Raw genomic sequence first — 24,203 nt, forward strand, 5'->3', positions numbered from 1 at the left:
TGAGTTGACGAGTTGGTCAATTGGCGGGCAAGCATGTTTCTGTCCAAAGGGTTGCCGTTTGCGGTAGGGCGATTGTAAGAAAATAACATGTGGTTGAATACAGGAAAAATACGATGAGTGAACGAGAATCTATGCCTTATGACGTGGTCATTGTTGGTGGGGGACCAGCAGGACTAAGCGCCGCCATCCGTTTCAAGCAACTGGCTGATGAAGCAGGCAAAGATCTTTCCGTTTGTATATTGGAAAAAGGGTCGGAAATTGGCGCTCACATCCTCTCTGGGGCGGTTATCGATCCGAAGGCCTTGGATGAGCTATTGCCCAATTGGCGAGACGAAGACTGTCCAATGGCTGCTGTTCCTGTAACTGATAACCAGCATTGGGTTCTGACCAAGAACAAGAAATTCTCAATCCCGCACATCATGACTCCACCATTCATGCACAATAAGGGAACTTATACCGGGTCCTTGGGCAATTTATGCCGCTGGTTGGGAGAACGTGCCGAGAATATGGGTGTTGAGATTTTCCCCGGATTCGCGGCAGCTGAGATTCTCTACAACGACGATGGATCGGTAAAAGGTGTTGCAACGGGTGACATGGGTGTCGCACGGGACGGCAGCCACAAGCCTGATTATCAGCCAGGATTGGAGCTCCATGCAAAATATACTTTCTTTGCAGAGGGTGTGCGTGGACATCTCACAAAGATTCTCAAAAACCAGTTTGCTTTGGATGCCGATAGTGAACCACAGATATACGGTCTTGGTATCAAGGAATTGTGGGATATCGATCCCGACAAACATGTTCCCGGACGTGTGATTCACAGTCAGGGATGGCCGCTGGGCGAAGGGGCTAACGGCGGTGGTTTTCTGTACCATCAAGCGGATAATCAGGTCGCCTTGGGCTTTGTCACATGGCTGAACTACGAAAATCCATATTTGTCACCATTTGAGGAAATGCAGCGGTGGAAGCAGCATCCCGAAATCCGTAAAATACTCGAAGGAGGTAAGCGTATCTCCTATGGTGCCCGTGCAATTAATGATGGCGGCTTCCAATCCGTACCTAAATTATTTTTCCCCGGCGGTGCGTTAATTGGCTGTTCTGCTGGATTCGTAAATGTACCGCGGATCAAGGGCACGCATACAGCCATGAAAACCGGTATGATGGCAGCTGAGGCAGCTTTTGAGGCGATCGTCGCCGATCGTCAATGTGACGAACTGGCTGCTTATGGTACCGCCTATGAAAATAGCTGGGTGCGTGAAGAACTGCGTGTTGTTCGCAATGTCCTGCCAGCAGCGGAAAAATATGGTGATCTTCTGGGGTCAATTATCGCAGGTATCAATATGTGGGCGGAGCATTTGAAAATCAAAATGCCGTTTACGATGAAACATCATGAAGATCATACTCGCCTCAAACGGGCCGAACATTGTACGCCGATCGATTATCCGAAACCCGACGGTGTTATCAGCTTTGACCGCCTGTCCTCGGTCTTCTTGTCCAATACCAATCACGAAGAAGATCAGCCGGTTCATTTGCAATTGAAAGACGAGACGATACCGGTAGATGTCAATCTGCCGATATTCGCGGGACCATCACAGCGCTATTGTCCGGCAGGTGTTTATGAATTTATCGAGGATGACGCTGGAAATCCAAAATTCCAGATCAATGCGCAGAATTGCGTTCATTGCAAAACCTGTGATATCAAAGATCCATCGCAAAACATCAACTGGGTTGTCCCAGAAGGTGGTGGAGGCCCCAATTACCCGAATATGTAAGATAATTGCCTTCGGTGTTGCTGCTTCAGCTTTGGCTGGAGGCAATGCATATGCCAAACGAACCGTTGGGGCCGAAGGGCTGAAACAATTTGTTGAAGCGCGATTGGCGGAGTCCGTTGATCGACCTGCTGTTGCCGCCGCGATCTATGCCGATTCCCTTAAGCAACAGCCCGATAACTTGCTTTTGGCGAGCAAGACTTACGTAAAAGCTGTCGAAGCAGGAGATTTCGATCTTGCGGTAAAAGCGATCCGTAGCCTCAGTTTGCGCGGCGAACTAGATGCTGAAATGCCGATCTTGCTTTTCGCTGACGCTTTTGCGCGTAATGATATGAAGGCTGCTGCAAACGCATCTGTGGAAATGGAAGCTCTCGGGAATTTTGCTTTTCTGGCACCTTTGGTTGATGCTTGGATTGCTGCCGATGGCGGAGGAAATCCTCTGGCTGATCTAGCGGTAGCCGAGAAGAACAAAACAGCGTCTTATTATCACCTGGAACAGTTTATTTTGCACGGGCTCGCGCGCGGAAGCGACGATGATGTGATGGCGTTACTCGAAAAAGTTGTGGAACAGAATGAAGCTCGCATGGCGCCGGTTCGTATAATCGCGGCGAAGCATTTTCTGGCCAAAAAGGATCGAGAGCGTGCGATCAAGTTATTGGAAAAGAAAAGGACCGGTCCTGAAGCCAGGCTGCTGAATAGCATAATGTCGGGTAATACAAAAAACCTTGCAAAAAAAGTCGATACGGATGTTGGTATGGGCTTTCTGTTCCAACGCCTTGCATCAGACCTCAGCACACAACGAGCCTTTTTCCTGTCCCTTGTCAGTGCCCACGCCGCAGCACGCATTAATCCTGATAGCGATTATGGACATCTGGTATTAGGCGGATCTTATGCAGACAACGAAAATGGTTTGTCCGCTCGGTCGGAATATAAAAAGATTGCCTTTGGCAGCGCCTATGCTTTGCAAGCTATAAGCATGGAAATTGCAAGCTATTCTAGAGATGAGGACTATCTTGGCGGGCAAGAGAGATTGAACGAATTGATCTCTCAGGATCCAACTACTCCGGAATTAAAATATTTGATGGGTCAATTGCTCCAGATAAGTGGCGATCATAAGGCTGCTGCGACTTTCTTTGAGCAAGCCATCGAATTGGCAGAAAAAATGGATTTTTCTGATGCGTTACTGGCAAGCTATTGGTTGTCGCTTGGAAGCGCCCAGGAGCAGGCAGGATTATGGCCTGCCGGATTGGAGGCGCTGAAAAAGGCCAATGCATTGCAACCCAATTCTGCCAGTATATTGAACTATTTGGGATATGCGCAATTGGAGCGCCGGGAAAACACAGCTTCAGCAATAGCGGCCATCAGAAAGGCGCACGAGATGCGTTCGACTTCACCGGCGATCACAGACTCGTTGGGATGGGCTTATTTTATCACCGGAGAGCATGAAAAGGCAGTCGGGTATCTTGAGCTTGCCCGCGCTGGCGAACCACAAGATCCAACGATTAACGAACATCTGGGTGATGCCTATTGGACGGTGGGGCGGAAATACGAGGCGCGATATGCCTGGAAATCAGCCAAGCTTTTTGCCGATGATGAAGATATGCCGCGGCTTGCTTCCAAAATAGACATGGGGCTTAAACCCGATCTCGTATCACCCTGATGGTCTCAGACGATATGACCACATTGGGCACGGAGGTCGCCTGCGCAAAGATAAACCTGGCGCTTCACGTTCGTCGTCGACTCGCCAATGGCTATCATGACCTTGAGACGGTTTTTGCGTTTCTGGATTGCGGCGACGTCATATCAGCCGGCACCGGAAGCGATATTCAGCTAGCCATTTCTGGACCATTTTCTGGTGGTCTGAGCAATAAGGATAATTTGGTTCTCGAAGCAGCTCACCTTTTAGCTTCTCACGCGAAAGTCGAAACTGGCGCGCATTTAACTCTGGACAAGCGGTTGCCGGTCGCATCGGGCATTGGCGGCGGTTCTGCTGATGCGGCAGCAACTCTGCGGTTATTGAACCGCTATTGGGGACTGCAGCTAAATTTGTCAGATTTGGCCAAACTATCCGAAACATTGGGCGCGGATGTTCCCGCCTGTGTGTTAAATGAAACTTCCTGTGGAAAGGGCATTGGTCAAAATCTGGTGCCGATCAAAAACGGGCCGTTGACCGGCTGCTTTGGGTTGCTTGTCAATCCGTTGGTTCCAATATCCACGGCGACTGTGTTTCAGCAATGGGACGGCATGGATCGAGGGGCGCTCAGTGGTACGGACCCCATTCTGGCGGCGATTGCTGGTCGGAACGATTTACAAAAACCCGCCGAAACTCTGGCCCCGGTCATCAAGACAATCTTATCAAAATTGCAACAGACTGATGCTGTAATGGCGAGAATGTCCGGGTCGGGTGCAACCTGTTTTGGTCTTTATAGAACTAAAAAACAAGTCAATGCAGCCGAGAAAATGATCACTGAAACGCTACCGGGCGCATGGACTATGGTGGGAGGATTGAAATGAATTTGCCCTATGAAATCTTTGGCCTGCCTCAGGAGCATGGCGTCCTGATCGTCGTGGATCATGCTTCCAATCATGTTCCGGCTGATATTGACCTTGGAATCGATGACGCAATACTAGAAGACCATATTGCCTATGATATTGGAGTTGCCAATGTCGCCCGCTACATGGCTGAAACACCGGGGTATTTGAGCATTTTGGGTACGGTTTCGCGGTTGGTGGTCGACCTGAATCGGTATCCCGATGAACAAGCCGTGATACCAATGCGCAGTGATGGTGTGGAGATTTCGGGCAATGCCATTGGCGAAGCCGAAAGAGCAGCGCGTCTCAACCGATATTTTCATCCCTATCATGATCGTGTTGCTGGCCTAATTCGCGATCTGAATCCGGCGCTCACGCTTTTTCTGCATAGTTTTACGCCCAGGTTGCAGACAGAAGAAGATGCTGCCGTCAGGCCATGGCAAGTTGGCGTACTATATAACCAGTACGAAGCAGCTTCACGACTCGCAATCCAGTTTCTCGAACAGGAAGAATTGGTCGTTGGTGATCAGCAACCATATTCCGGGAAAGATCTCCACGCGACCATGAAACGGCAGGCAGAAGATATCGGAAAAGCATACACAGAAATCGAGATTCGTCAGGATTTGGTTTCGGAAGAAACCGGTCAGCGCCGTTTTGCCGATATATTGTTACGAATTTGCGAGAAAATACGAACAGGGCTTGCGTGAAGGCTGCAGTTTTGGAAGGAGGATCGGCAACTTCAGCTCCCTCTTTTGCAGGACCAACAAATGACCCGGACGTTCGATAAATCCAAACTACCAAGCCGCCATGTCAGCGTCGGCCCGGAACGCGCACCGCAGCGCAGCTATTATTACGCCATGGGCATGACCGAAGAAGATATCGCAAAACCATTTGTTGGCATCGCCTCCGCCGGTAATGACAGCGCGCCGTGCAACACTCTGTTGGATGCACAGGCCGATATGGCACGTCAAGGTGTTATCGAAGCCGGTGGCACACCGCGCCGGTTTAACACCATAACCGTAACAGATGGCATTGCGATGGGGCATCAAGGAATGAAATCCTCGCTTGTGTCGCGTGAAGTCATTGCAGATTCCGTGGAAGTCAGTGTGCGTGGGCATTGCTATGACGCTGTCATCGGCTATGCGGGCTGCGACAAAAGCCTGCCCGGGATGATGATGGCCATGCTGCGGCTGAATGTGCCTTCCATATTCGTATATGGCGGCTCCATCCTGCCAGGACGGTTCCATGACGAAGATGTCACCGTGGTGGATGTTTTTGAAGCTGTTGGACAGCATAGCGCCGGAAACTGTCCGCTGCAGGAACTGATTGAACTCGAAAAAGTCGCCTGTCCCGGTCACGGCGCCTGTGGCGGTCAGTTCACCGCCAACACCATGGCCTGCGTTGCCGAGGCGATCGGATTGTCATTGCCCAACAGTAACATGGCGCCAGCACCTTATGAGAGCCGTGATGATATGGCGATAGCCGCAGGGCGTCAGGTGATGGATTTGATCGAACGCAATCTCCGTCCGCGTGATATCTGTACGCGCGAGGCTTTTGTTAACGCCGCCCGTATTGTCGCCGCCACCGGTGGATCAACCAATGCGGCTCTCCATCTGCCAGCCATGGCCAGTGAAGCCGGTATCGATTTTGATCTGTTTGATGTGGCAGAAGCCTTCAAATCAACGCCATATCTCGCTGACCTGAAACCGGGCGGAAAATATGTCGCCAGAGACATGCATGATGCCGGCGGCGTCTATATGCTGATGAAAACCATGATGGATAATGATCTACTCAATGGCGATTGCATGACCGTTACCGGCAAAACTCTGGGTGAAAATATCGACGAGATTACATGGAATAGTGATCAGAAGGTCATATATGACGTGAAGAACGCGATCACTGAAACCGGCGGTGTGGTCGGCCTGAAGGGTTCGCTTGCTCCGGAAGGGGCGATTGTGAAGGTTGCCGGCATGGCACGATTGCAATTTCGCGGCCCCGCACAAATATTCGAATGTGAAGAAGATGCTTATGCGGCCGTTGAAAACCGCAAGATTAAAGAAGGTTCGGTTATCATCATTCGCAACGAAGGCCCGAAAGGCGGTCCGGGCATGCGCGAAATGCTGGCCACCACCGCAGCGCTATATGGTCAGGGGATGGGTGAAAAGGTGGCGCTTATAACCGATGGCCGCTTCTCCGGCGCGACGCGCGGATTCTGCATAGGTCATGTCGGACCGGAAGCGGTAGATGGAGGTCCCATAGGCTTGGTGGAAGAGGGTGACATCATCAATATTGACGCAGTATCAGGCGTAATTGACCTTGAGGTTGATGCAGATATCCTGGAAGAACGCCGTTCACGCTTCACTCCCCATTTGAATGATTATGGGTCAGGGGCATTATGGCGCTATGCTCAGAATGTGGGTCCGGCCTATAAGGGGGCTGTTACCCATCCTGGAGCAAAAGCCGAAAAACATGTCTATGCGGATATATAGCACCCTTTCTGCCCTGTTGCTGATTACGGCATGCGGCATGCCGGATAACGAGTTCTTGGCCGAGGCCGAAGAAGATGCGGCAGAACAGGCTGCCGATGACGGCAGGATTGAATGCGCTATCAATGGAGACAGCGATTTTTCAAACGGTTGCCTGAGCGAACGTCTCGCCGGGGAAAATGGCGTCACCTTGATTGTGCGGCATCCCGATGGTGGTTTTCGCCGGTTCAATATTCTCACCGATGGCCGTGGCTTGGAGGCCGCTGACGGATCGGAAAAAGCCAAGATCGAAATTGTCGAAGAAAACAAGATTTTGGTGAGCGTTGGTTCGGACAAATATATCATGCCCGCTCGGAAGAAAACGTCCGCGACGGCTCACGCTGCTGGCCAAGTCGACGGACCAGCACCGCAAGCCGGAAATTAGCGGTCACGATGCTCAATAAAGGGCATATCCTGACTGCCGCGGCGATGCGGGCCGCGGAGCAACAGCTCATAGATAATGGAATATCGGTTACAGAGTTGATGCACCGGGCCGGGACTGGTGCTGCAGATGTTATCTGGCGGGCAGCGCCGGATTGCCCCACACTGGTACTTTGCGGCCCCGGCAATAATGGCGGCGATGGCTATGTCATCGCACAAGCTCTGCTGGAAAAGGGAGTGACCGTAAAAATTGCGGCAACAGCCGAACCGGAAACTGATGCTGCAAAAAATGCAAAATCCCTATGGCAGGGACAGATAATGGCATGGGACGATACCAAGCCAGAGATGCAGTTTGTGGATTGTCTGTTTGGAACGGGATTAACGAGGCCAGTCTCGGGCAGTTTGTTGGTCAACTATCAACGGCTGTTTGATGGAGCGGAGCGGCGGATAGCGGTAGATCTGCCTAGCGGAATTGAAACGGATACCGGGAATCTTCTAAACCCAGTCTCAAACTATGATCTGACCATTGCTCTTGGTGCGTATAAACCGGCGCATTACCTCGCACCGGCCTCCGCGCTTATGGGTGATTTGATCGGGGTCGACATCGGTGTCAGTGCCGCTTCACACATCCGGCTGCTCGATCGGCCTGCCATAAAGCCACCAGCGCAGCTCGACCACAAATATACAAGAGGACTGGTTGCGGTTGTTGCAGGAAACATGCCGGGAGCGGCAAAGCTCACGGCCTTGGCAGCACAGCGGTCAGCCGCTGGTTATGTGAAGATATTTGCTGAAAACGGGTTTTCGTCGCCCAATCACAGCATAGTCGTTCAATCATATCGGGATCTGGACGATCTCACCAAAAACTTGTCGGATGAACGGATTGGGATCATTGTCATTGGACCGGGATTAGGCCGCGATGACCATGCCAAGCGTCTTTTGGATTTGGCCCTGAATATCGAAAAGCCCGTTCTGCTGGATGCCGATGCATTGGTTCTTTTAGGCAGTACCGGTGCCGAGCGACTAAAAGGTCGATCTTCGCCAACAATCATGACCCCTCATGCTGGCGAGTTTGCGGCAATCTCTTCCGAACGCGGCGGATCAAAGATCGAGCTTACTGAAAAATTGGCAACCAAAAGCGGCTCGGTTGTTGTCCATAAAGGCAGCGACAGCGTTATCGTTGCTCCCGATGGCGATGTGGTCTTGGTTGCTCGAACCTCCAGCTGGCTATCCACCGCCGGTTCAGGAGATGTTCTGGCCGGCATGATCGCAGCCCGTTTCACGAATGAGAAAGATGCGTTTTTGGCTGCAAAACAGGGGCAATGGCTGCACGGCCGTGCAGCCATTTTGGCGGGGGCTGCTTTTTCACCCGAGATACTGATTGATCATATCCCGAAAGCATTACAAGAGTGCCTATGAGCACCGAAACCGATCCAAATGTCATTTTACGCATTGCAGCCAAGGGAGACGGCGTTACCGCCGACGGCCGTCATATCGCCTTTTCCGCGCCTCTCGACAGGCTAAATGATGACGGTGGCCTGATAAAGGGGCCGCATCATGTCGAGCCGCCCTGTCAGCATTTTAAAGCATGCGGAGGGTGCAGTCTTCAACAGCTTGATGCCGAGAGCTATGCGCAATTTGTAATCGATCGTGTTGCCTATGCCCTGGAAGGACAGGGGCTTACAGTCGGAACATTGCATCCACCGCAGGTTTCCAGTCGAAAAAGCCGTATCCGCGCAAGCCTGCGCGGTGCGATGATGGGTAAAGTCTTTAAGCTAGGATTTAGCGGCGCAGGCAGTCATCGGATCATTGATCTAAAACAGTGTGAAATCATGCGGCCTGAGCTATTTGCCGTTATCGCGCCGCTGCGCAATTTTCTGAAATCCGTGGCGCGGCGCAAGCATGACATGAATGTCGAGATGAGCCTGTCTGATCAGGGCGTTGATCTGTGTATCAAAAATTATGAGCCGGAAAACCTGGAACAGCGTGAAGCCTTGGCCGCCTTTGCCCAGTCTATCGGATTGGCCCGGCTGTCGGTCGACAATGGCTATGGACCGGAAACCCAGTGGGAGCCGGAGCCGGTGACTGTCACCTTCAACGGAATTGCCGTGGCCTTGCCGCACAACAGTTTTCTCCAGCCCACATCGGACGGCAAAGCGGCGCTGGTCGCCGCGATGCTGGAAACGGTGGGTGATACCAAATTGGTTGCCGATCTGTTTGCCGGCCTTGGCACTTTTACTTTTGCTCTAGGGGACGGCCATAAGGTCTATGCCGCGGAGGGATCGCGTGATGCAATTGGCGCATTGAAAATGGCGGCGAACCTTTCCGGTCGGCAAATATTTACGGAGCATCGCGATCTGTTTCGTCGCCCGCTCAGTCCGGAAGAATTGAATCGGTTTGGAGCCGTGATTCTGGATCCGCCGCGTGCCGGTGCACGGGATCAGGTTGCCCAGATCGCGCAATCCGAGGTGCCAAAGGTTTGTTACATAAGTTGCAATCCAGCGAGCTTTGCGCGTGATGCAAAGCAGCTTTGTGACGCAGGCTATAAGCTGGATACTCTGTGGCCGGTGGGTCAATTCCTGTGGTCGACCCATGTGGAGCTGGTTTCAAGCTTCACCAAGGCATAGCAGGGTTAGTCTAGTTTTCGGACCAGTTCACGCCTGCCTTTGATCGTGTATCCACCGTCAGGTCAAACACGTCTGCTCTGGAATAGTGACCGTCAACATCCAGTGCCGCCTTCGCCTCTTTACCGGCATCCAGATCGATATCGGCTGTCAGGATAATGTCTTCTTCGCCTGCCTCTGCCAATATGGTGGCATCGGGCGCGACAATGATGCTGTGGCCAAATTGCAATTGCGTGTCCGGAATTTCCTTGAATAGGGCCAGCGCGTCTTCATTGCCTCCGACCAGTTTCAGGCCTTCGATCAGATCATCGCGGTGCAATAATGTACCCGCCGCCAGCACATGACACCCACCTTCAAAGGCATAATGGCGCGAGGCTATTTGATAGGTTTCTCTAACCGTGGGCCAGGCTGCGACGTGGACGTCTTCCCGTAAATTATGCATCGCGGCGCGGGCGAGTGGCATCCAGTGTTCCCAGCAAATCAGATTGCCGACCCGACCCCACTCAGCCTGATGCACATTGATGGTGGAGCCGTCACCGCGATTCCAGATCAGCCGCTCGCCGTGGGTCGGGACCAGCTTGCGATGGTTCAGCACCGGCAATTCCGGTCGGAACATCATCTGGTTGTTGTAGAGACTGGAGCGCAGCCGCTCGTGCACGCCGATTGAAATACACAGTTTCCTCGCGTCTGCCAGTTCCTGCAGCGGCGCCAGTCTTGGATCGTTCTCGACTATCGCCTGGTCCATTAATATCCGGTGCAAGGCCTTGCTCCCCGGATGATCCCACAGCGCGGCCCCCGGTGCTTCGTCGAGCCAGATCGGGTAGCCGCCCAGAAATGTCTCGCCAAAGGCGAGCATCCGCGCGCCCTCGTCGCTGGCCTTGCGGGCCAGGTTAACGGCTTGTTCTATCCCCTTGTCGATGCATAGGGGAACCGGTGCCGCCTGGACTATTGCGACATTCAAAAACTGGGGCATGGCAAAGACCGTTTCTGGTTAGTGGAACACTGTAATTGCTGCATGGATAGCCAAGGCGATAATACACAGGCTGGACAAGGCGAACACCAAAAAGCGGTACATGATCTTGTTGATCGTCGCCTGGATCAGGCTGTGCAGCACGCGCAAGCCAACATAGGCCCATGCGATGACAAGATTCAGGCCGTCTCCCTGTCCGACCAACGCCAACACAATGCATACCGCATAAAATAGCGTCGGTTCGGTGAGCAGATGGTTATAGTTATGCGCTTTCCACTGTACCTCCGGCGGCAGCAGGGCATCGAGGCCGCCAGCGGTGGACTCCCGGCTGAGCTTGTCAGGATCAACCTTGGCCTTGCTCATCGCTGGAAGACGCGTCACATACATCCACAGCCACATGATCATGGTCCACAGGATAAGCGCCACAACAGGCTGTAAGATAGGACTATTTTCCATTTTTATTCCCCCCTAAAAATTCACACAAAAGTTGTAAAAAAAGCATTCATCGCCATGATCAGCAGGCATAATGTCGACGCCAGGAACAGCATGAAGCGCACATTCACCAGGTTGACGGTGGCCTGCCAGATGCTGTGAGCGATCCGCAGCAAGACATAGCCCCACGCCAGCCACAGATTGATCCCTGTCCCCGCCTCAGCGATCGCAAGGATAATGACAGTAGCGTAAAACAGCGTCGGCTGTTCCATCAGATGGGTATAGTTGTGAGACTTCCAAGCAACCTTGTCAGGCAGTTGCGGATCGACATCCGGACCCCGGCCACCGGGCTTGGCGGCGATGTCGATGCCCATTTTCTTGGCTGCCGGAAGCCGCGTCCCCGCCATCCAGAAAAGCATGACAAGAGACCAGATGACCAGCAGGGCTGCTGGCGCCAATATTGCAGTGCTCATGATAGTTTCCTCCCCAATTAGTCAATAATTGGGCGGAACCTGCGTCACATATTGTAAATTGTCAAATGCAACTTAATCGGAGCTTATGCGCCCGGAAAAGACACCACATTTTCACGATCTGTGCGGTCGAGATTTTCGCCGACATAGAGGCTTGCCATCGGTTCGTCCGCCACGTCATGGTCATCGATCGAACCATAGCCGTTAAACTTGGTGCGCATTGCCGATCCATAAGCGCCAAGCATGCCAATCTCGATATAGTCGCCGGCCTTCACATCTGCGGGCAGCATGAAGGGTCCAGCCATATGATCCATGTCATCGCAAGTGGGGCCGTAAAAGCTATATTCTGTTGTCGCTGCCGCATCGGATCCGTCACCGAGCAATTGCACCGGAAAGCGCCAGCCAATATGGGCTGCATCAAACAAGGTGCCATAAGCACCATCATTGATATAAAGTTCATTGCCGCGTCGCTGCTCTACCTTGACGATGAGCGAATTATATTCCGCGGACAAGGCACGACCCGGCTCGCACCAAAGCTCAGCCGAATAGCTGATCGGCAAATCTTCAAATGTCCGGTCAATCGCGTTGAAATAGTGGTTTAGCGATGGTGGCTCCATATCGGGATAGATAGACGGAAAGCCGCCGCCGACATTGACGATATCAACGGTGATAGATGCCTCGACAATCGCCGTACGCACGCGTTCCAATGCGTGAACATAGGCCAGCGGCGTCATCGCCTGACTGCCAACATGGAAACAGATTCCCAGTTCATCAGCAACCTGACGCGCGCGTTGCAGCAGCTCAACTGACTGGTCCACAGCTACACCGAATTTAGATGCCAGACTGATCTGCGCAAATTCCGAAGCAACCTTGATACGGACACAAAGCGTCAGATCTTCTGCGCCATTGGTGGCCCGTTCAATCTTTTCCAGCTCATCCATGCTGTCGAGCGAGAATACACGCACGCCATGGTCATGATAGGCTTCGCGGATTACCGCTTCCGATTTGATTGGGTGCATGAAGCACAGTACAGCCTCGGGAATAGTGCTGCGAACAAGACGCACTTCATCAATCGACGCCACGTCAAAATGGGTCACACCTTCACTAAACAACAAGTGCAACAGTGCAGGTGATGGATTCGCCTTCACTGCATAAAGCGACTTGCCGGGAAACTGCTCGACAAAATAGCGCGCAGCACGCCGGGCCGCATGCGGACGGTTCAGCAAAACTGGAATATCGGGGCTAAGAGCCTTCGTCAGCTCCTGCGCATCATGGAAATTGTGCAACTCAAGGGACCCCCTAGATTTAAGATCGATTGAGCTGCCTTGCGGATTCGCAAGCGGCCATGGGGCAGCGAGGGCGGCTATATTGCCGACTGGGCGATCTGTAAAGACCCAAAGCCTTATAAAAGCTGAACAGTATGAAAAATATTTTCACGGCCCGAAAACTGGCTAGCTCAAGCGATCGCGAAATTCCGTCCAGTCAAACTGCTTCACACAACGCAGATCATCGGTCTCGCTATTCCACAGCCAGATAGAGGGCAGGGGTACACCGTTAAATGTATTGGTTTTGACCATTGAATAATGGGCCTGATCGAGAAAGGCGATCCGCTGGCCGATATGCACCGGTTCCGGCAGCCGGTAGTCGCCGATAATATCACCCGCGAGACAGCTTGGTCCGCCCAGCCTGATCGCGTCCCCATCGCTGGCTTCGTTCAACATTGCGGGGCGATAAGGTGCTTCGATTACGTCGGGCATATGACAAGTGGCTGATATATCAGTAATACCAATGGGCATGTCGTTATCGAAAACGTCCAGTATCTCGCCGACCAATATCCCTGCATCGAGCGCCACGGCCTCGCCGGGTTCGAGATAAATCTCGCAACCGCACTTGGCCTTGAGCTCGGTTAGAAACTCAACCAGCGCCTCGCGGTCATAATCATCCCGGGTAATATGATGACCGCCGCCCAGGTTGATCCATTTGAGTTGATCGAAATAGGGAGCGATAAGCGGTTCTATCTTTGCCCAGGTCTGTTCCAGGGCATCGAAATTTTGCTCACACAAATTGTGAAAATGGATGCCGGAGATGTCGTTGAAATGACCGGCCTGCAGCTGTGACACTGGAAAGCCCAAACGGCTGTGTTTCTGGCTGGGGTCATATTTTGGTGTCTCACCCAGCGCAATTTCGGGGTTCAGGCGAAGACCAATATCGCAGTCATCCAGACCTTTAATGGAATGGCTTTTCCACTGAACAATCTGTGCTGGATTGTTGAAAGTGACATGATGGGAAAGAGCCGCAATCTCGACAAGATCGTCCGCTTTGTAAGCGGGGGAATAGGTGCTGATAGAGCCATTGAAATGCTCACTGGCGAGCTTCGCCTCCCAAAGCCCGGATGCACAAAAGCCGTCGAGATATTGATCGATAAGCGGCGCTAGGGACCACATCGAAAAAGCTTTCAGCGCCAGCAGTACTTTCGCGCCAGATCGCGCCTTTATATCAGCCAATATCTCAAGATTGCGGCGAACAGCCGCTTCATCCACCACAAAGGCAGGCGAGGGGACTCGCGACAGATCAAAATTCGCAAATGCGCCGGGATCGCCTGCTTTGGTTTCCATATAGCCTTCCTCTACCTCTTCAGGGGAAAGGGCCGGGGAGAGGGGGAATCCAATTTCCCCGGCCAGTAAGATAAATTTTGAGAGACTGCCCCTCTCCCTAACCCTATCCCCTCAAGGGGAGAGGGGACTAGAATTCCAACGGCCCATCAAGCTCTTCCAGCGTCCACGGCAAGCCGTATTCATTGAGCATATCCATAAACGGATCGGGATCAAATTCTTCCATATTGAAGACACCTTTGCCGACCCATTTGCCGGACAGCATCAAGGCTGATCCAATCATCGCCGGCACGCCGGTTGTGTAGCTCACACCCTGATTGCCAGTCTCCTTAAACGCCGCCTCGTGGCTGCAGATATTCTTGACGTACAGCGTCTTCTGGACCCCGCCTTTTTCACCGGTCGCAATCACCCCGATATTGGTGTTGCCCTTTGTCGTCTCGCCCAGGCTTGCAGGTTCGGGCAATACGGCTTTCAGAAACTGCAGCGGAATGATCTCGCGGCCCTCATACATAACCGGATCAATCCGGGTCATGCCTACATTTTGCAGCACTTCCAGATGGGTAAGATAGGCATCGCCAAAGGTCATCCAGAACCGGATGCGCTTGATTTCCGGAATATGGGTTTTGAGCGATTCAATTTCCTCATGATACATGAGATACATGTTCTTCGGACCCACGGCCTCGAAATCAAATTCCTGTTTGTGGGATAGGGCAGGTGTCTCGACCCATTCGCCATTTTCCCAATGGCGCGCAGGAGCGGTCACTTCGCGGATATTGATTTCCGGATTGAAATTGGTGGCGAAATGCTGGCCATGATCACCGCCATTGCAATCCAGAATGTCGACCGTGTCGATCCGGTCGAAATGATGTTTTTTAAGCCATGATGTGAAAATGGAAGTGACTCCGGGGTCAAAGCCCGACCCAAGCAGCGCCATGATACCGGCATCCTTGAAGCGATCATGATAATCCCATTGCCATTTATATTCGAACTTGGCTTCGTCGCGTGGTTCGTAATTGGCTGTGTCGAGATAATCAGTATTGGTAGCCAGACAGGCATCCATGATTGGCAAATCCTGATAGGGCAGGGCCAGATTGACGACGAGAGCGGGCTGCACTTTTTCGATCAGCGCAGTCATGGCGGGAACGTCATCTGCATCAATTTGGGCAGTTTCAATCACTACGCCGGTACGGGCCTTGACGGACTCGGCAATGGCTTCGCATTTGGAAACCGTGCGACTGGCCAGCATGATTTCTGAAAAGGGACCAGTTTCTTTGGCGATCAGCTGCGCCATCTTGTGCACTGCCACTGAACTGACACCACCTGCACCAATCACCAAAACTTTGCTCATATCGCACACTCATTTTGCTAGAGGAATCGAGTAACCGCATATAGAAGGACGCCATGACAGAGCAATTACTTTTGGACCCGAACCGAAAACCAAGTGCGGCGGGCGTCGAAAGGGCGGCTGCCAAGGTTGCGGATATTCTTCCAAAAACGCCATTGCTGCCATTGACCGTCGATGGAAAGACAATCTGGTGCAAAGCGGAATGCCTGCAGCCGATCGGAGCCTTCAAAATACGCGGCGGGTGGCATCGTCTTACCGATCTCGACGAAGAGCAACGCAAGAGCGGTGTGGTGGCCTTTTCCAGCGGCAATCACGCGCAGGGCGTAGCGTGGGCGGCGCGGCGCCTTGGCATCAAAGCTATCATTATCATGCCGGCGGATGCGCCACTTGCGAAACTGGAGAATACGAAGAAGCTGGGTGCCGAAGTCATTACCTATGATCGTCTGGCTGATTCCCGCGAAGAATTGGCGGCAGAGTTGGCAGGTAAAAACGGTGCGGTGGTTGTGCCCAGTTTTGACGATCCCTGGATTATCGAAGGGCAGGGCAGCACCGGCGCGGAGATTCGCGAACAGATGATGGAGCAAGCGGGCGGTGTGCCCGATCACCTCGTTGCCTGCTGCGGCGGCGGCGGATTGGCGACAGGCATGTCGCTGGTCAATCCCGAAGCGGGCATAACGGTTGTCGAACCGGAAGGCTGGGACGATATGAAACGGTCGCTGGAAGGTGGCAGCATCGTTCCGGTTCAGGACAATCCGCCTGAAACAGAATGTGATGCCTTGCAAACCTTGTTGGTTTCACCGCTGACTTTTGACGTATTGAAAACGCGTAAGGCGACGGGTCTCGCTGTCACCAAGGCGGAAGTGCATCATGCAATGCGGGTGGCGTTTGAAAAACTGCGTCTGGTTGTGGAGCCGGGCGGAGCCGTGGCCCTGGCCGCGATATTGTCCGGTAAAGCCGCTGTGACAGACAGAACCGTCATTACAATTTCCGGTGGCAACGTCGACCGTGATCGGTTCGCTGCGATAATAGGTGCTTGAAACTTTGGTGAATTATCATAGTCTCTGCGGCGGAGAATATGCCCCAATCCAGTGAAACAGATCGCGCCCGCGCGCAGCTCTCGGCCCTGATCGGGCAGGCCGCTGATGGTGACCGTCAGGCGTTTCAGGATATATATAATCTGACTTCGGCGAAACTTTTTGGCGTTTGCCTCCGTATCTTGAATGATCGCCAGGCATCGGAAGATGCGCTGCAGGATGCCTATGTCAAAGTCTGGCGCAGCGCAGGGCGGTTCGATGCAAAGCGTGCCAGTCCGATAACTTGGCTGGCCACCATAGCGCGCAACACCGCCATTGATCGGAAACGATCGGGCGGTAACCGGGTGATGGTTTCGGATGATGCCATAAAGGATATGGCAGCGGATGAACAAAGTGCATTGGAAAGATTAGAGACAAAGGAAGGTGCGGATATTTTGAACAAATGCCTTGATGGTCTGGAAGCCCGGCAGCGCAACGTAATCCGAACGGCTTTCTTTGAAGGGCATAGCTACAATGAATTGGCACAAAAGCTGGGCACGCCATTAGGGACGGTTAAAAGCTGGGTTCGCCGGGGATTGAAGCGTTTGAAGGATTGCATGGACGATGGTTGAAGAAACGGAACCGCTGAAAGATGACGAGGCACTGGCCGCCGAGCTGGTGCTTGGGCTGCTGGATGGTGACGAGAAAGCCAGGGCGCTGCGCATGCAACTTTCCGATCCAAAATTTGCGCAGACAGTTGATGAGTGGAATGCGCGCATCGATCCGCTTTTTCAGGAAATTAAAGAAGTCGAGCCAGTGGCTTCTGTCTGGGACGGGATTGAGAGCCGGCTTGACGGGGGATCATCTTCCTCCAGCGCGGTGGTGCAGTTGAAACGCTGGCGCATGGGGGCGATTGTGTCTGGCGCGCTGGCAGCCTGTCTGGCGCTGGCTTTGATTGTCGGTCCTGGTACCATAACGCCAACTTCCGAGCCCCGGTCTGTAGCGGTTGCGCAACTGACCGGCAATATTGAGGGGCTGGTTCTGGCGGTGTCCTACAATCCTGAAACTGCCGAAATGCGGGTTGATGTGGATGGTATGCCGGAAACCGACACGGCCCCGGAAATCTGGGTTGTCGATCAGGACGGCGTCTTCCGTTCCCTGGGCCAGATCGGGCGTGATGGCGTTAGCGAGATGACGGTCCCCAGCGACCACCGCGAATTCATCACTTCCGCGGCAACTTTGCAACTTACCATGGAACCCCCCTCCGAAACTCCCCACGCCAAACCCACCGGGGAACCAGTCGCAACGGGCAAAATAACAATTATTTGATCGATTTTGCATCCGTTGCAAAACTCTCCCCGTAACTCCTCGCATATCCAGCTTCGGATATAAATTTTTAGGAGTTACCCCCAATGAAGAATATTCGTTTTTCCAAAGTCGCAGTAGCATTAGTCGGTTCGCTTGCACTGGTCAGTGGTGGCAGTGCTTATGCCATGAAGCATCACGCGGAAATGTCCTCACAGAATATCGTAGAGAAAGCCGCCAGTACCGATGATTTCTCCACTCTGGTCGCCGCAGTCACCGCAGCTGATCTTGCTGGTACATTGTCCAGTGAAGGCCCTTTTACGGTATTTGCGCCTCTGAATTCCGCTTTTGCAAAACTCCCCGAAGGAACCGTCGAAACTTTGGTGAAGCCTGAGAATAAAGAGACCCTTACCTCAATCCTGACTTATCACGTGGTAGCCGGTCGCTTCAAAGCCAAAGATGTGATGGGTTTAATCAAGAAAGCGCCTGACGGTGTTGCTTCAATTCCAACCGTCCAAGGTGGTGTATTAAAGGCATCCATGGGACGCGACGGTTCATTGACGCTCACTGATGCGAAGGGCGGTATGTCAAAAGTCGTTATGGCCGACGTAAACCAGTCCAATGGCGTAATTCACGCCATCGATACGGTTGTAATGCCCTGACGATAAGCAGTTCTATTCGCTCTGGACCCACAGAAATTCGTTTCTGTGGGTCTTTTGTCAAGTCACCATGCGCTTTAGAGTGGCGACAAGGTCTGCCTCTGCGGCGGGTTTATCTGTTCGTATTCTTGATATCCGGGGAAAGCGCATAGCCAAACCAGATTTATGACGCTTGCTTCGATGGATGGAATCAAACGCGACTTCCAAAACCATTGTTTTCTCAACCTCGCGAACTGGTCCAAACCGGTTTATCGTATTCTGTCGGACAAAACGGTCGAGCATTTTCAGCTCTTCATTGGTAAATCCCGAATAAGCTTTACCGACGGGATAAAGCTCCCCCTCTTCCGTCCAGCATCCAAATGTATAATCAGAGTAGAAGGATGACCTTTTACCAGATCCGCGCTGAGCATACATCAATACACAATCAGCAACTAATGGGTCGCGCTTCCATTTGTACCAATAGCCTATCTTTCTGCCAGAGATATAGGGACTGTCTCGACGTTTGAGCATGACGCCTTCTATGGCAGAATCACGCGTCCCGTCTCGAATTTTGGTAAGATGCTCAAAGTCAGGCGCTTCCAATATCGCTGAAATATCAAATCGCTCTGAGTCCAATGTAGGAACGAATTTTTCCAGCTTCGCTCGCCGATATGCCCAGCTTCGATTTCGCAGATCTTCGTCTCCATCAAGCAAAATATCATATAGCCGGACAAATGCTGGATATTCCTTGAGCATTTTGGCCGATACTCTCTTGCGTCCCAGTCTTTGCTGCAATGCGTTAAAGCTTGCAGCTTCCCCACCCTGGAATTCACCACGAACCAGTAACTCGCCATCAACAACACCTGTTGATTGAAAAGCCGTCGCTACGTCAGGAAACGCTGCGGTAATATCATCTCCTCCACGACTAAAAAGCTTGGTTTCCTCTCCTGTTCCAGTAATTTGGATGCGAATTCCATCCCATTTCCACTCGGCGGCATAGTCCGTCATATCAAGAGCTTTATCTTCGAGAGGATGAGCTAACATGAATGGTCTGAAAAACGCCATGCCGTCCAAGTTCGGACGTTCAGCTTTTCCTTCACCCCAAGCAAACAGTTCTAAATAGGGTGGCGTCAGAGCATGCCAAACTTCTTCGATATCCTCGACCGTCAAATCAAAGGCTTGCGCTAAAGCGGTTTTAGCTAATCGTGCTGATACTCCCACACGCATTCCACCGGTGGCTAGTTTCAATAGTGCATAGCGCTCATTTGCATCCATCCGATCCATGAAATTTGTCAGTAATTTGGGTGCATCAGATCGGTTGACGGTGAGTAGTTCATCGACAATTTGTCCGACCGAAAGCACATCAATATTGTCCGCTCTCGGTTTGTCAGGCCAAATTAGTGCAACGGTTTCCGCAGTGTCACCTACAAAATCCCGACTTAACTTGAAAAGAGTCTCATCGACGCGTTCCATCGCCATGGTGCGAACCGCGGAGGCTTTGACATTGGGAAAATCAAGCTCTCCCGTCAAAGCAGCCAAAACCCATCCACGATCGGGATCAGATGCTGTTTTCAGATACTCACTAATCAAGCGCAACTTTCCGTTACGCGAACGGGTATAAATCAAACGATCCAAGAGATCGGAAAAGGCCTGCATTATTCAGTCATCTTCTTCTTCGCGACCGACCATTTCCAATGCTCTAGCCTTCATTTGATTTAGTGAACACCAATGCACAAGAGCATCTTCTCTGCCGTGCGTAATCCATGTTTCGGAGGGCGAGACTTCCTTTATAGTCTGTGTCAGTTCCTCCCAATCTGCATGGTCTGACATGATGAGAGGTAGCTCGACGTTACGCTGACGAGCACGTTGCCTCACACGCATCCATCCAGAAGCCATTGCCGTTATCGGATTTGGCAACCTCCGGCTCCAGCGGTCATTTAGAGCGGAGGGTGGTGCCAAAATTATTGCACCTCGCATAGCATCTTTCTCGGTATCCATCACAGGTCGGATATCCCCCAAGGCAATGCCGAGTGTTTGATAAAGATGGCACATTTTTTTCAGCGCACCGTGCAGGTAGATTGGATTGTTATAACCAGCGTTTCGCAATTCCCCAATCACCCGCTGCGCCTTACCCAATGCGTAAGCGCCCACCAAAATACAGCGGTCGGGATTGGCCGCTCTCGCAGAAAGCAGTTTTTGAATTTCAACTTCCGTTTCTGGATGCTTGAAAACCGGCAATCCAAAAGTAGCTTCCGTTATGAAAATATCGCAAGGCACCACGTCAAAAGGCTCACAAGTTGGGTCGGCTCGTCGTTTATAATCTCCGGTGGCAACGACGCGCTCTCCCTCGTATTCCATCAATATCTGGGCGGAACCCAGAACGTGGCCTGCAGAGTGATAGCTTATTTTTACGCCACCCAGATCAAAACCGTCTCCATATCTAATCGCTTGTCCTGAATGCGTGCCATAGCGCAAGCCCATTATGGCCAGCGTTTCGGGGGTTGCCCATACTTCTTCATGACCGCCTCTGGCGTGATCGGCATGACCATGGGTCACCAATGCGCGCGATACCGGTCGGGATGGATCAATCCAGGCATCTGCCGGTTTGATATAGATTCCATGCGGATGGGGTTCTATCCAATGGGCTGCTTCGGTCATCCCCATCTATAGTACTGAAATTGATAAAAGTTCCAGAGAAACTATATCAAGCCGCGAGTTGTAATTCCATTCGGCCCCAAATCTCAACCAAGGCCTTCGTAAGCTCAGCCATCATTTCCTCTGTATGGACCGGGCCTGGAGTAAAGCGTAGCCGCTCAAGACCACGAGGAACCGTGGGGTAGTTAATCGGTTGCACATAGACGCCGTACTCGGCCAAGAGGATGTCGCTTATCTTTTTGGCTTTGACGGGATCTCCGACAAGCAATGGAACGATATGGGTCGTCGAACCCATTACCGGGAGCCCGGCATTGGAAAGCATGTCTTTCAATGTTTGCGCCGCAGCTTGCTGACCTTCCCGCTCGCTATTTGATTGCTTGAGATGTCTCACGCTTGCAAGTGCGCCAGCAACTAGGACTGGAGACAGGCTAGTAGTAAAGATAAACCCGGGGGCATAGGATCGGATAACATCGATGATCTTCTGATCAGCCGTAATGTAGCCGCCCATAACACCAACGGCCTTTGCCAGAGTGCCTTCAATAATTGTGATGCGATCGGCTGCGCGGTCGCGCTCTGATATACCGCCACCATGTTCGCCGTACATGCCAACTGCATGAACTTCATCACAATAGGTAAGGGCGTTATATTTGTCGGCGAGATCACAAATATCGTGTAATGGTGCCACATCCCCATCCATCGAGTAGATACTTTCAAAAGCGATCAATTTGGGAGCGTCCGGCTCTTCGGCCGCAAGCAGTTCTTCAAGATGTTCAAGGTCATTATGCCGAAAAACGCGTTTTTCGCATCCGCTATTCTTGATACCGGCGATCATCGATGCATGGTTCAATTCGTCTGAAAAGATAATGCAACCGGGCAGTATCTTGGTCAGTGTTGAAAGTGTGGCTTCGTTGGAAACATAGCCGGAGGTAAAAAGCAAGGCACCGGATTTGCCATGCAGGTCTGCAAGTTCGTTTTCAAGCTCTACATGATAATGGGTATTGCCACCGATATTGCGGGTTCCTCCAGAGCCTGCGCCGACATCATGCAAGGCTTCTTCCATTGCTGCAATGACAGTAGGATGCTGGCCCATTGCGAGATAGTCATTAGAACACCAAACGGTAACAGGTTTTGGTCCATTATGATGCGCAAAACAGCGCGCATTGGGAAACGTTCCCTTGTTCCGTAAAATATCTATAAAAACTCGATAGCGGCCTTCGCTGTGAAGGCGGTCAATCGCTTGAGAAAAAACCTTGTCGTAGTCCACTTTACACTTTTCCCTGTGTCATTCTTTTGCCAAGCGATCCTTTATCGACGGCCATTAACGACCTTTTTGCTGAATTTCCAGCGCGAACCATTCGCAATAAGCCTTCCAATTACAATGTATCCAATTTGGTAATGCCGAACTTTTGAAACGTTGCTCTATAAGGTAGCAATTGATCAAGTGTGCCCGTTGTAACAAAAACGCCATTTTCTGACGGTTCTGGCCATATGACATCACTTGTCAGATAGGCTATCCGTCTTGCAATACCTCGAGAGCCATCGATAAATTGAATGTCTCTGACAAATGATTTCTGCAACTCTTCTTGCAGCAATGGAAAGTGAGTGCAGGCTAGTATGACTGTGTCTATTTCTTCACCGCGCTCTTGGTCCAACAGGCCCTGAACCGCTGCATCGATGATTGCAGAATCAGGTTCCTCACCACGCAATTTGGCTTCAGCAGCATGAACAAGATCAGGAGCGCCATAGCGTAGCAATAGCTTGTCTGCTGCAAATTCAGCAGCCAATCGATCGACATAGGGTTGCCGTATGGTGGCTCGGGTACCCAATAAACCGATGACACCGGTTTTCGTGATCTGGCTTGCTGGTTTAATCGCGGGGACGGTTCCAACGACGGGTGTATCCAAAACAGATCGAACGACGTCGAGTGCAATTGTAGATGCCGTATTGCAAGCAATTGTAACTAGTTTGGGTTTGTAGCGTTCAACCAAACGCCCGAGTAGTAAAGGAATTCTGGTGGAAAGCTCCTCTTCAGACTTCATGCCATAAGGCATCCCGGCATAATCAGCCGCGTAGATGATTGGCGCTCCAGGAAGTAATTTTTGTGCTTCACGCAGGATCGAGAATCCACCAATACCAGTGTCGAAAAACAAAAGTGGAGCAACTGTTTTTGTTTGATCGGCCTTCATCACTGCACCTTTAAACCCGAATAATTTGGAATCTCAATTGTTTCGGCTGACCCTACAACTGGTTGATCTTACCTGTTTTTACAACGTAAAAGCCTTGCTCAAAAGCTTTCTTGCAGATAGCTCCCAGAAATCAAAGGGGATTTGGTACGATGCAATCCATGTGGATTGAACCAATTTTGGCTGTGTTCTTTGGCTATATGCTGGGGTCGATCCCTTTTGGCCTGTTGCTGACGCGCTTGTCTGGCGGTGGCGATCTGCGCGATATTGGCTCTGGAAATATAGGCGCGACCAACGTTTTGAGAACCGGAAACAAAGCCATAGCAGCGCTGACCCTGCTACTCGATGTCGGCAAGGGTGCCGTGGCGGTGCTTATTGCGTCGAGCATTGAAGGCGGATTGGGCGTGTTGGCGGGGATGGGGGCTTTTCTGGGCCATCTTTATCCGGTTTGGCTGAAATTCAAGGGTGGTAAAGGGGTCGCGACCTTGCTCGGTATTGTTGCCGCTTTGGCCCCTATATTGGGCATAGTCTTTGCCATAACCTGGATCGCCTGTCTGGTAATATTACGATATTCATCGGTTAGTGGCATGCTCGCCTCTATTTCGATACCCATCACAGCTGTTATAGTTGGTCAATATTCATGGGTACCCATGTTTATAGGCTTTGCCCTGCTTGTAATCTGGAAGCACCGCGCTAATGTTGAGCGGCTGATGGCAGGCGAAGAGCCCAAAGTCGGCGCGTCCTAATTCCCCCAA

General features: G+C 51.8%; 23 protein-coding genes. 13 read left to right on the plus strand and 10 right to left on the minus strand.

All coding sequences use genetic code 11. From position 1 onward, the window contains the following. Positions 1–113 precede the first annotated feature (113 nt). The 8 genes from ACO6S1_RS16910 to ACO6S1_RS16945 are packed head-to-tail and all read left to right on the plus strand — an operon-like array spanning position 114 to position 9,828. On the plus strand, positions 114–1,769 hold the full coding sequence (locus tag ACO6S1_RS16910) for a 4Fe-4S dicluster domain-containing protein (RefSeq protein ID WP_422343726.1): 1,656 nt from the start codon (positions 114–116) through the stop codon (positions 1,767–1,769). Beyond that, the gene (locus ACO6S1_RS16915) at positions 1,738–3,426 is read left to right on the plus strand and encodes a tetratricopeptide repeat protein (RefSeq protein ID WP_422343727.1); all 1,689 of its coding nucleotides are present in this window, start codon (positions 1,738–1,740) and stop codon (positions 3,424–3,426) included. The genes ACO6S1_RS16910 and ACO6S1_RS16915 overlap by 32 nt, the downstream gene beginning before the upstream one ends. Next, on the plus strand, positions 3,426–4,280 hold the full coding sequence (locus ACO6S1_RS16920) for a 4-(cytidine 5'-diphospho)-2-C-methyl-D-erythritol kinase (protein ID WP_422343728.1): 855 nt from the start codon (positions 3,426–3,428) through the stop codon (positions 4,278–4,280). The genes ACO6S1_RS16915 and ACO6S1_RS16920 overlap by 1 nt, the downstream gene beginning before the upstream one ends. Then, entirely contained in the window at positions 4,277–5,005 is a 729-nt protein-coding gene (locus ACO6S1_RS16925; RefSeq protein ID WP_422343729.1) for an N-formylglutamate amidohydrolase, read from the plus strand. The genes ACO6S1_RS16920 and ACO6S1_RS16925 overlap by 4 nt, the downstream gene beginning before the upstream one ends. 60 nt (positions 5,006–5,065) lie before the next feature. Then, a complete protein-coding gene (gene ilvD / locus ACO6S1_RS16930; protein WP_422343730.1) occupies positions 5,066–6,787 on the plus strand; it encodes a dihydroxy-acid dehydratase in 1,722 nt (573 codons plus the stop codon). Continuing rightward, positions 6,768–7,208 (plus strand): hypothetical protein, encoded by a 441-nt coding sequence (locus tag ACO6S1_RS16935; RefSeq protein ID WP_422343731.1) that lies wholly within the window; start codon positions 6,768–6,770, stop codon positions 7,206–7,208. The genes ilvD and ACO6S1_RS16935 overlap by 20 nt, the downstream gene beginning before the upstream one ends. A gap of 8 nt (positions 7,209–7,216) precedes the next feature. Continuing rightward, positions 7,217–8,620, plus strand: a complete 1,404-nt coding sequence (locus ACO6S1_RS16940) for an NAD(P)H-hydrate dehydratase (RefSeq protein WP_422343732.1) — start codon at positions 7,217–7,219, stop codon at positions 8,618–8,620. Positions 8,621–8,652: 32 nt separating this feature from the next. Next, the gene (locus tag ACO6S1_RS16945; RefSeq protein ID WP_422346224.1) at positions 8,653–9,828 is read left to right on the plus strand and encodes a class I SAM-dependent RNA methyltransferase; all 1,176 of its coding nucleotides are present in this window, start codon (positions 8,653–8,655) and stop codon (positions 9,826–9,828) included. Between the two features lie 10 nt (positions 9,829–9,838). Here ACO6S1_RS16945 and ACO6S1_RS16950 read toward each other — a convergent pair whose 3' ends face one another. The 6 genes from ACO6S1_RS16950 to ACO6S1_RS16975 form a co-directional block, all read right to left on the minus strand. Further along, entirely contained in the window at positions 9,839–10,798 is a 960-nt protein-coding gene (locus ACO6S1_RS16950) for a carbon-nitrogen hydrolase family protein (RefSeq protein WP_422343733.1), read from the minus strand. An 18-nt stretch (positions 10,799–10,816) separates the two neighbouring features. Then, complete coding sequence (locus tag ACO6S1_RS16955; RefSeq protein ID WP_422343734.1) at positions 10,817–11,251, minus strand: MAPEG family protein; 435 nt, start codon at positions 11,249–11,251, stop codon at positions 10,817–10,819. Positions 11,252–11,271: 20 nt separating this feature from the next. Beyond that, entirely contained in the window at positions 11,272–11,700 is a 429-nt protein-coding gene (locus ACO6S1_RS16960) for an MAPEG family protein (RefSeq protein ID WP_422343735.1), read from the minus strand. A gap of 83 nt (positions 11,701–11,783) precedes the next feature. Further along, positions 11,784–12,983 carry a type III PLP-dependent enzyme gene (locus ACO6S1_RS16965; protein ID WP_422343736.1) on the minus strand — a complete coding sequence of 400 codons (1,200 nt, stop codon included), beginning with the start codon at positions 12,981–12,983 and terminating at the stop codon, positions 11,784–11,786. Positions 12,984–13,148: 165 nt separating this feature from the next. Continuing rightward, the gene (locus tag ACO6S1_RS16970; RefSeq protein WP_422343737.1) at positions 13,149–14,312 is read right to left on the minus strand and encodes a carboxynorspermidine decarboxylase; all 1,164 of its coding nucleotides are present in this window, start codon (positions 14,310–14,312) and stop codon (positions 13,149–13,151) included. 127 nt (positions 14,313–14,439) lie between these two features. Beyond that, a complete protein-coding gene (locus tag ACO6S1_RS16975) occupies positions 14,440–15,657 on the minus strand; it encodes a saccharopine dehydrogenase C-terminal domain-containing protein (protein WP_422343738.1) in 1,218 nt (405 codons plus the stop codon). Positions 15,658–15,710: 53 nt separating this feature from the next. Here ACO6S1_RS16975 and ACO6S1_RS16980 point away from each other — a divergent pair, with 53 nt between their 5' ends. From ACO6S1_RS16980 to ACO6S1_RS16995, 4 genes are all read left to right on the plus strand, one after another. Beyond that, positions 15,711–16,691, plus strand: coding sequence for a threonine ammonia-lyase (locus ACO6S1_RS16980; protein ID WP_422343739.1), 981 nt, complete (start codon positions 15,711–15,713; stop codon positions 16,689–16,691). Positions 16,692–16,729: 38 nt separating this feature from the next. Further along, positions 16,730–17,299, plus strand: coding sequence for a sigma-70 family RNA polymerase sigma factor (locus ACO6S1_RS16985; protein ID WP_422343740.1), 570 nt, complete (start codon positions 16,730–16,732; stop codon positions 17,297–17,299). Next, positions 17,292–17,996: an anti-sigma factor gene (locus ACO6S1_RS16990; protein ID WP_422343741.1), complete on the plus strand. Its 705-nt coding sequence runs from the start codon at positions 17,292–17,294 to the stop codon at positions 17,994–17,996. Before ACO6S1_RS16985 ends, ACO6S1_RS16990 begins: the two co-directional genes overlap by 8 nt. Positions 17,997–18,079: 83 nt before the next feature. Then, positions 18,080–18,634, plus strand: a complete 555-nt coding sequence (locus ACO6S1_RS16995; protein WP_422343742.1) for a fasciclin domain-containing protein — start codon at positions 18,080–18,082, stop codon at positions 18,632–18,634. A gap of 57 nt (positions 18,635–18,691) precedes the next feature. On the opposite strand, the gene ACO6S1_RS17000 is transcribed toward ACO6S1_RS16995, so the two are convergent. The 4 genes from ACO6S1_RS17000 to murI form a co-directional block, all read right to left on the minus strand. Continuing rightward, on the minus strand, positions 18,692–20,266 hold the full coding sequence (locus ACO6S1_RS17000; protein WP_422343743.1) for a cisplatin damage response ATP-dependent DNA ligase: 1,575 nt from the start codon (positions 20,264–20,266) through the stop codon (positions 18,692–18,694). A gap of 3 nt (positions 20,267–20,269) precedes the next feature. Next, a complete protein-coding gene (locus ACO6S1_RS17005) occupies positions 20,270–21,268 on the minus strand; it encodes a ligase-associated DNA damage response exonuclease (protein WP_422343744.1) in 999 nt (332 codons plus the stop codon). A 46-nt stretch (positions 21,269–21,314) separates the two neighbouring features. After that, on the minus strand, positions 21,315–22,529 hold the full coding sequence (gene hemA / locus ACO6S1_RS17010) for a 5-aminolevulinate synthase (RefSeq protein ID WP_422343745.1): 1,215 nt from the start codon (positions 22,527–22,529) through the stop codon (positions 21,315–21,317). Between the two features lie 109 nt (positions 22,530–22,638). Then, on the minus strand, positions 22,639–23,451 hold the full coding sequence (gene murI / locus ACO6S1_RS17015; RefSeq protein WP_422343746.1) for a glutamate racemase: 813 nt from the start codon (positions 23,449–23,451) through the stop codon (positions 22,639–22,641). Positions 23,452–23,600: 149 nt separating this feature from the next. Here murI and plsY point away from each other — a divergent pair, with 149 nt between their 5' ends. Then, positions 23,601–24,194: a glycerol-3-phosphate 1-O-acyltransferase PlsY gene (gene plsY / locus ACO6S1_RS17020; protein ID WP_422343747.1), complete on the plus strand. Its 594-nt coding sequence runs from the start codon at positions 23,601–23,603 to the stop codon at positions 24,192–24,194. The last annotated feature ends 9 nt before the right edge of the window (positions 24,195–24,203 follow it).

The sequence above is a fragment of the Parasphingorhabdus sp. genome, from assembly GCF_965233695.1.
Lineage (GTDB): Bacteria > Pseudomonadota > Alphaproteobacteria > Sphingomonadales > Sphingomonadaceae > Parasphingorhabdus.

Coding starts and splice junctions, on each gene's coding strand:
- ACO6S1_RS16980 (WP_422343739.1), top strand. CDS start 15,711: ATGACAGAGCAATTACTTTTGGACCCGAACCGAAAACCAAGTGCGGCG.
- ACO6S1_RS16935 (WP_422343731.1), top strand. CDS start 6,768: ATGTCTATGCGGATATATAGCACCCTTTCTGCCCTGTTGCTGATTACG.
- ACO6S1_RS16970 (WP_422343737.1), bottom strand. CDS start 14,312: ATGGAAACCAAAGCAGGCGATCCCGGCGCATTTGCGAATTTTGATCTG.
- ACO6S1_RS16955 (WP_422343734.1), bottom strand. CDS start 11,251: ATGGAAAATAGTCCTATCTTACAGCCTGTTGTGGCGCTTATCCTGTGG.
- ACO6S1_RS16920 (WP_422343728.1), top strand. CDS start 3,426: ATGGTCTCAGACGATATGACCACATTGGGCACGGAGGTCGCCTGCGCA.
- ACO6S1_RS16940 (WP_422343732.1), top strand. CDS start 7,217: ATGCTCAATAAAGGGCATATCCTGACTGCCGCGGCGATGCGGGCCGCG.
- ACO6S1_RS17005 (WP_422343744.1), bottom strand. CDS start 21,268: ATGACCGAAGCAGCCCATTGGATAGAACCCCATCCGCATGGAATCTAT.
- ACO6S1_RS16985 (WP_422343740.1), top strand. CDS start 16,730: ATGCCCCAATCCAGTGAAACAGATCGCGCCCGCGCGCAGCTCTCGGCC.
- ACO6S1_RS16910 (WP_422343726.1), top strand. CDS start 114: ATGAGTGAACGAGAATCTATGCCTTATGACGTGGTCATTGTTGGTGGG.
- ACO6S1_RS16925 (WP_422343729.1), top strand. CDS start 4,277: ATGAATTTGCCCTATGAAATCTTTGGCCTGCCTCAGGAGCATGGCGTC.
- ACO6S1_RS16950 (WP_422343733.1), bottom strand. CDS start 10,798: ATGCCCCAGTTTTTGAATGTCGCAATAGTCCAGGCGGCACCGGTTCCC.
- ACO6S1_RS16990 (WP_422343741.1), top strand. CDS start 17,292: ATGGTTGAAGAAACGGAACCGCTGAAAGATGACGAGGCACTGGCCGCC.
- murI (WP_422343746.1), bottom strand. CDS start 23,451: ATGAAGGCCGATCAAACAAAAACAGTTGCTCCACTTTTGTTTTTCGAC.
- ACO6S1_RS16995 (WP_422343742.1), top strand. CDS start 18,080: ATGAAGAATATTCGTTTTTCCAAAGTCGCAGTAGCATTAGTCGGTTCG.
- ACO6S1_RS17000 (WP_422343743.1), bottom strand. CDS start 20,266: ATGCAGGCCTTTTCCGATCTCTTGGATCGTTTGATTTATACCCGTTCG.
- ACO6S1_RS16960 (WP_422343735.1), bottom strand. CDS start 11,700: ATGAGCACTGCAATATTGGCGCCAGCAGCCCTGCTGGTCATCTGGTCT.
- ilvD (WP_422343730.1), top strand. CDS start 5,066: ATGACCCGGACGTTCGATAAATCCAAACTACCAAGCCGCCATGTCAGC.
- plsY (WP_422343747.1), top strand. CDS start 23,601: ATGCAATCCATGTGGATTGAACCAATTTTGGCTGTGTTCTTTGGCTAT.
- ACO6S1_RS16975 (WP_422343738.1), bottom strand. CDS start 15,657: ATGAGCAAAGTTTTGGTGATTGGTGCAGGTGGTGTCAGTTCAGTGGCA.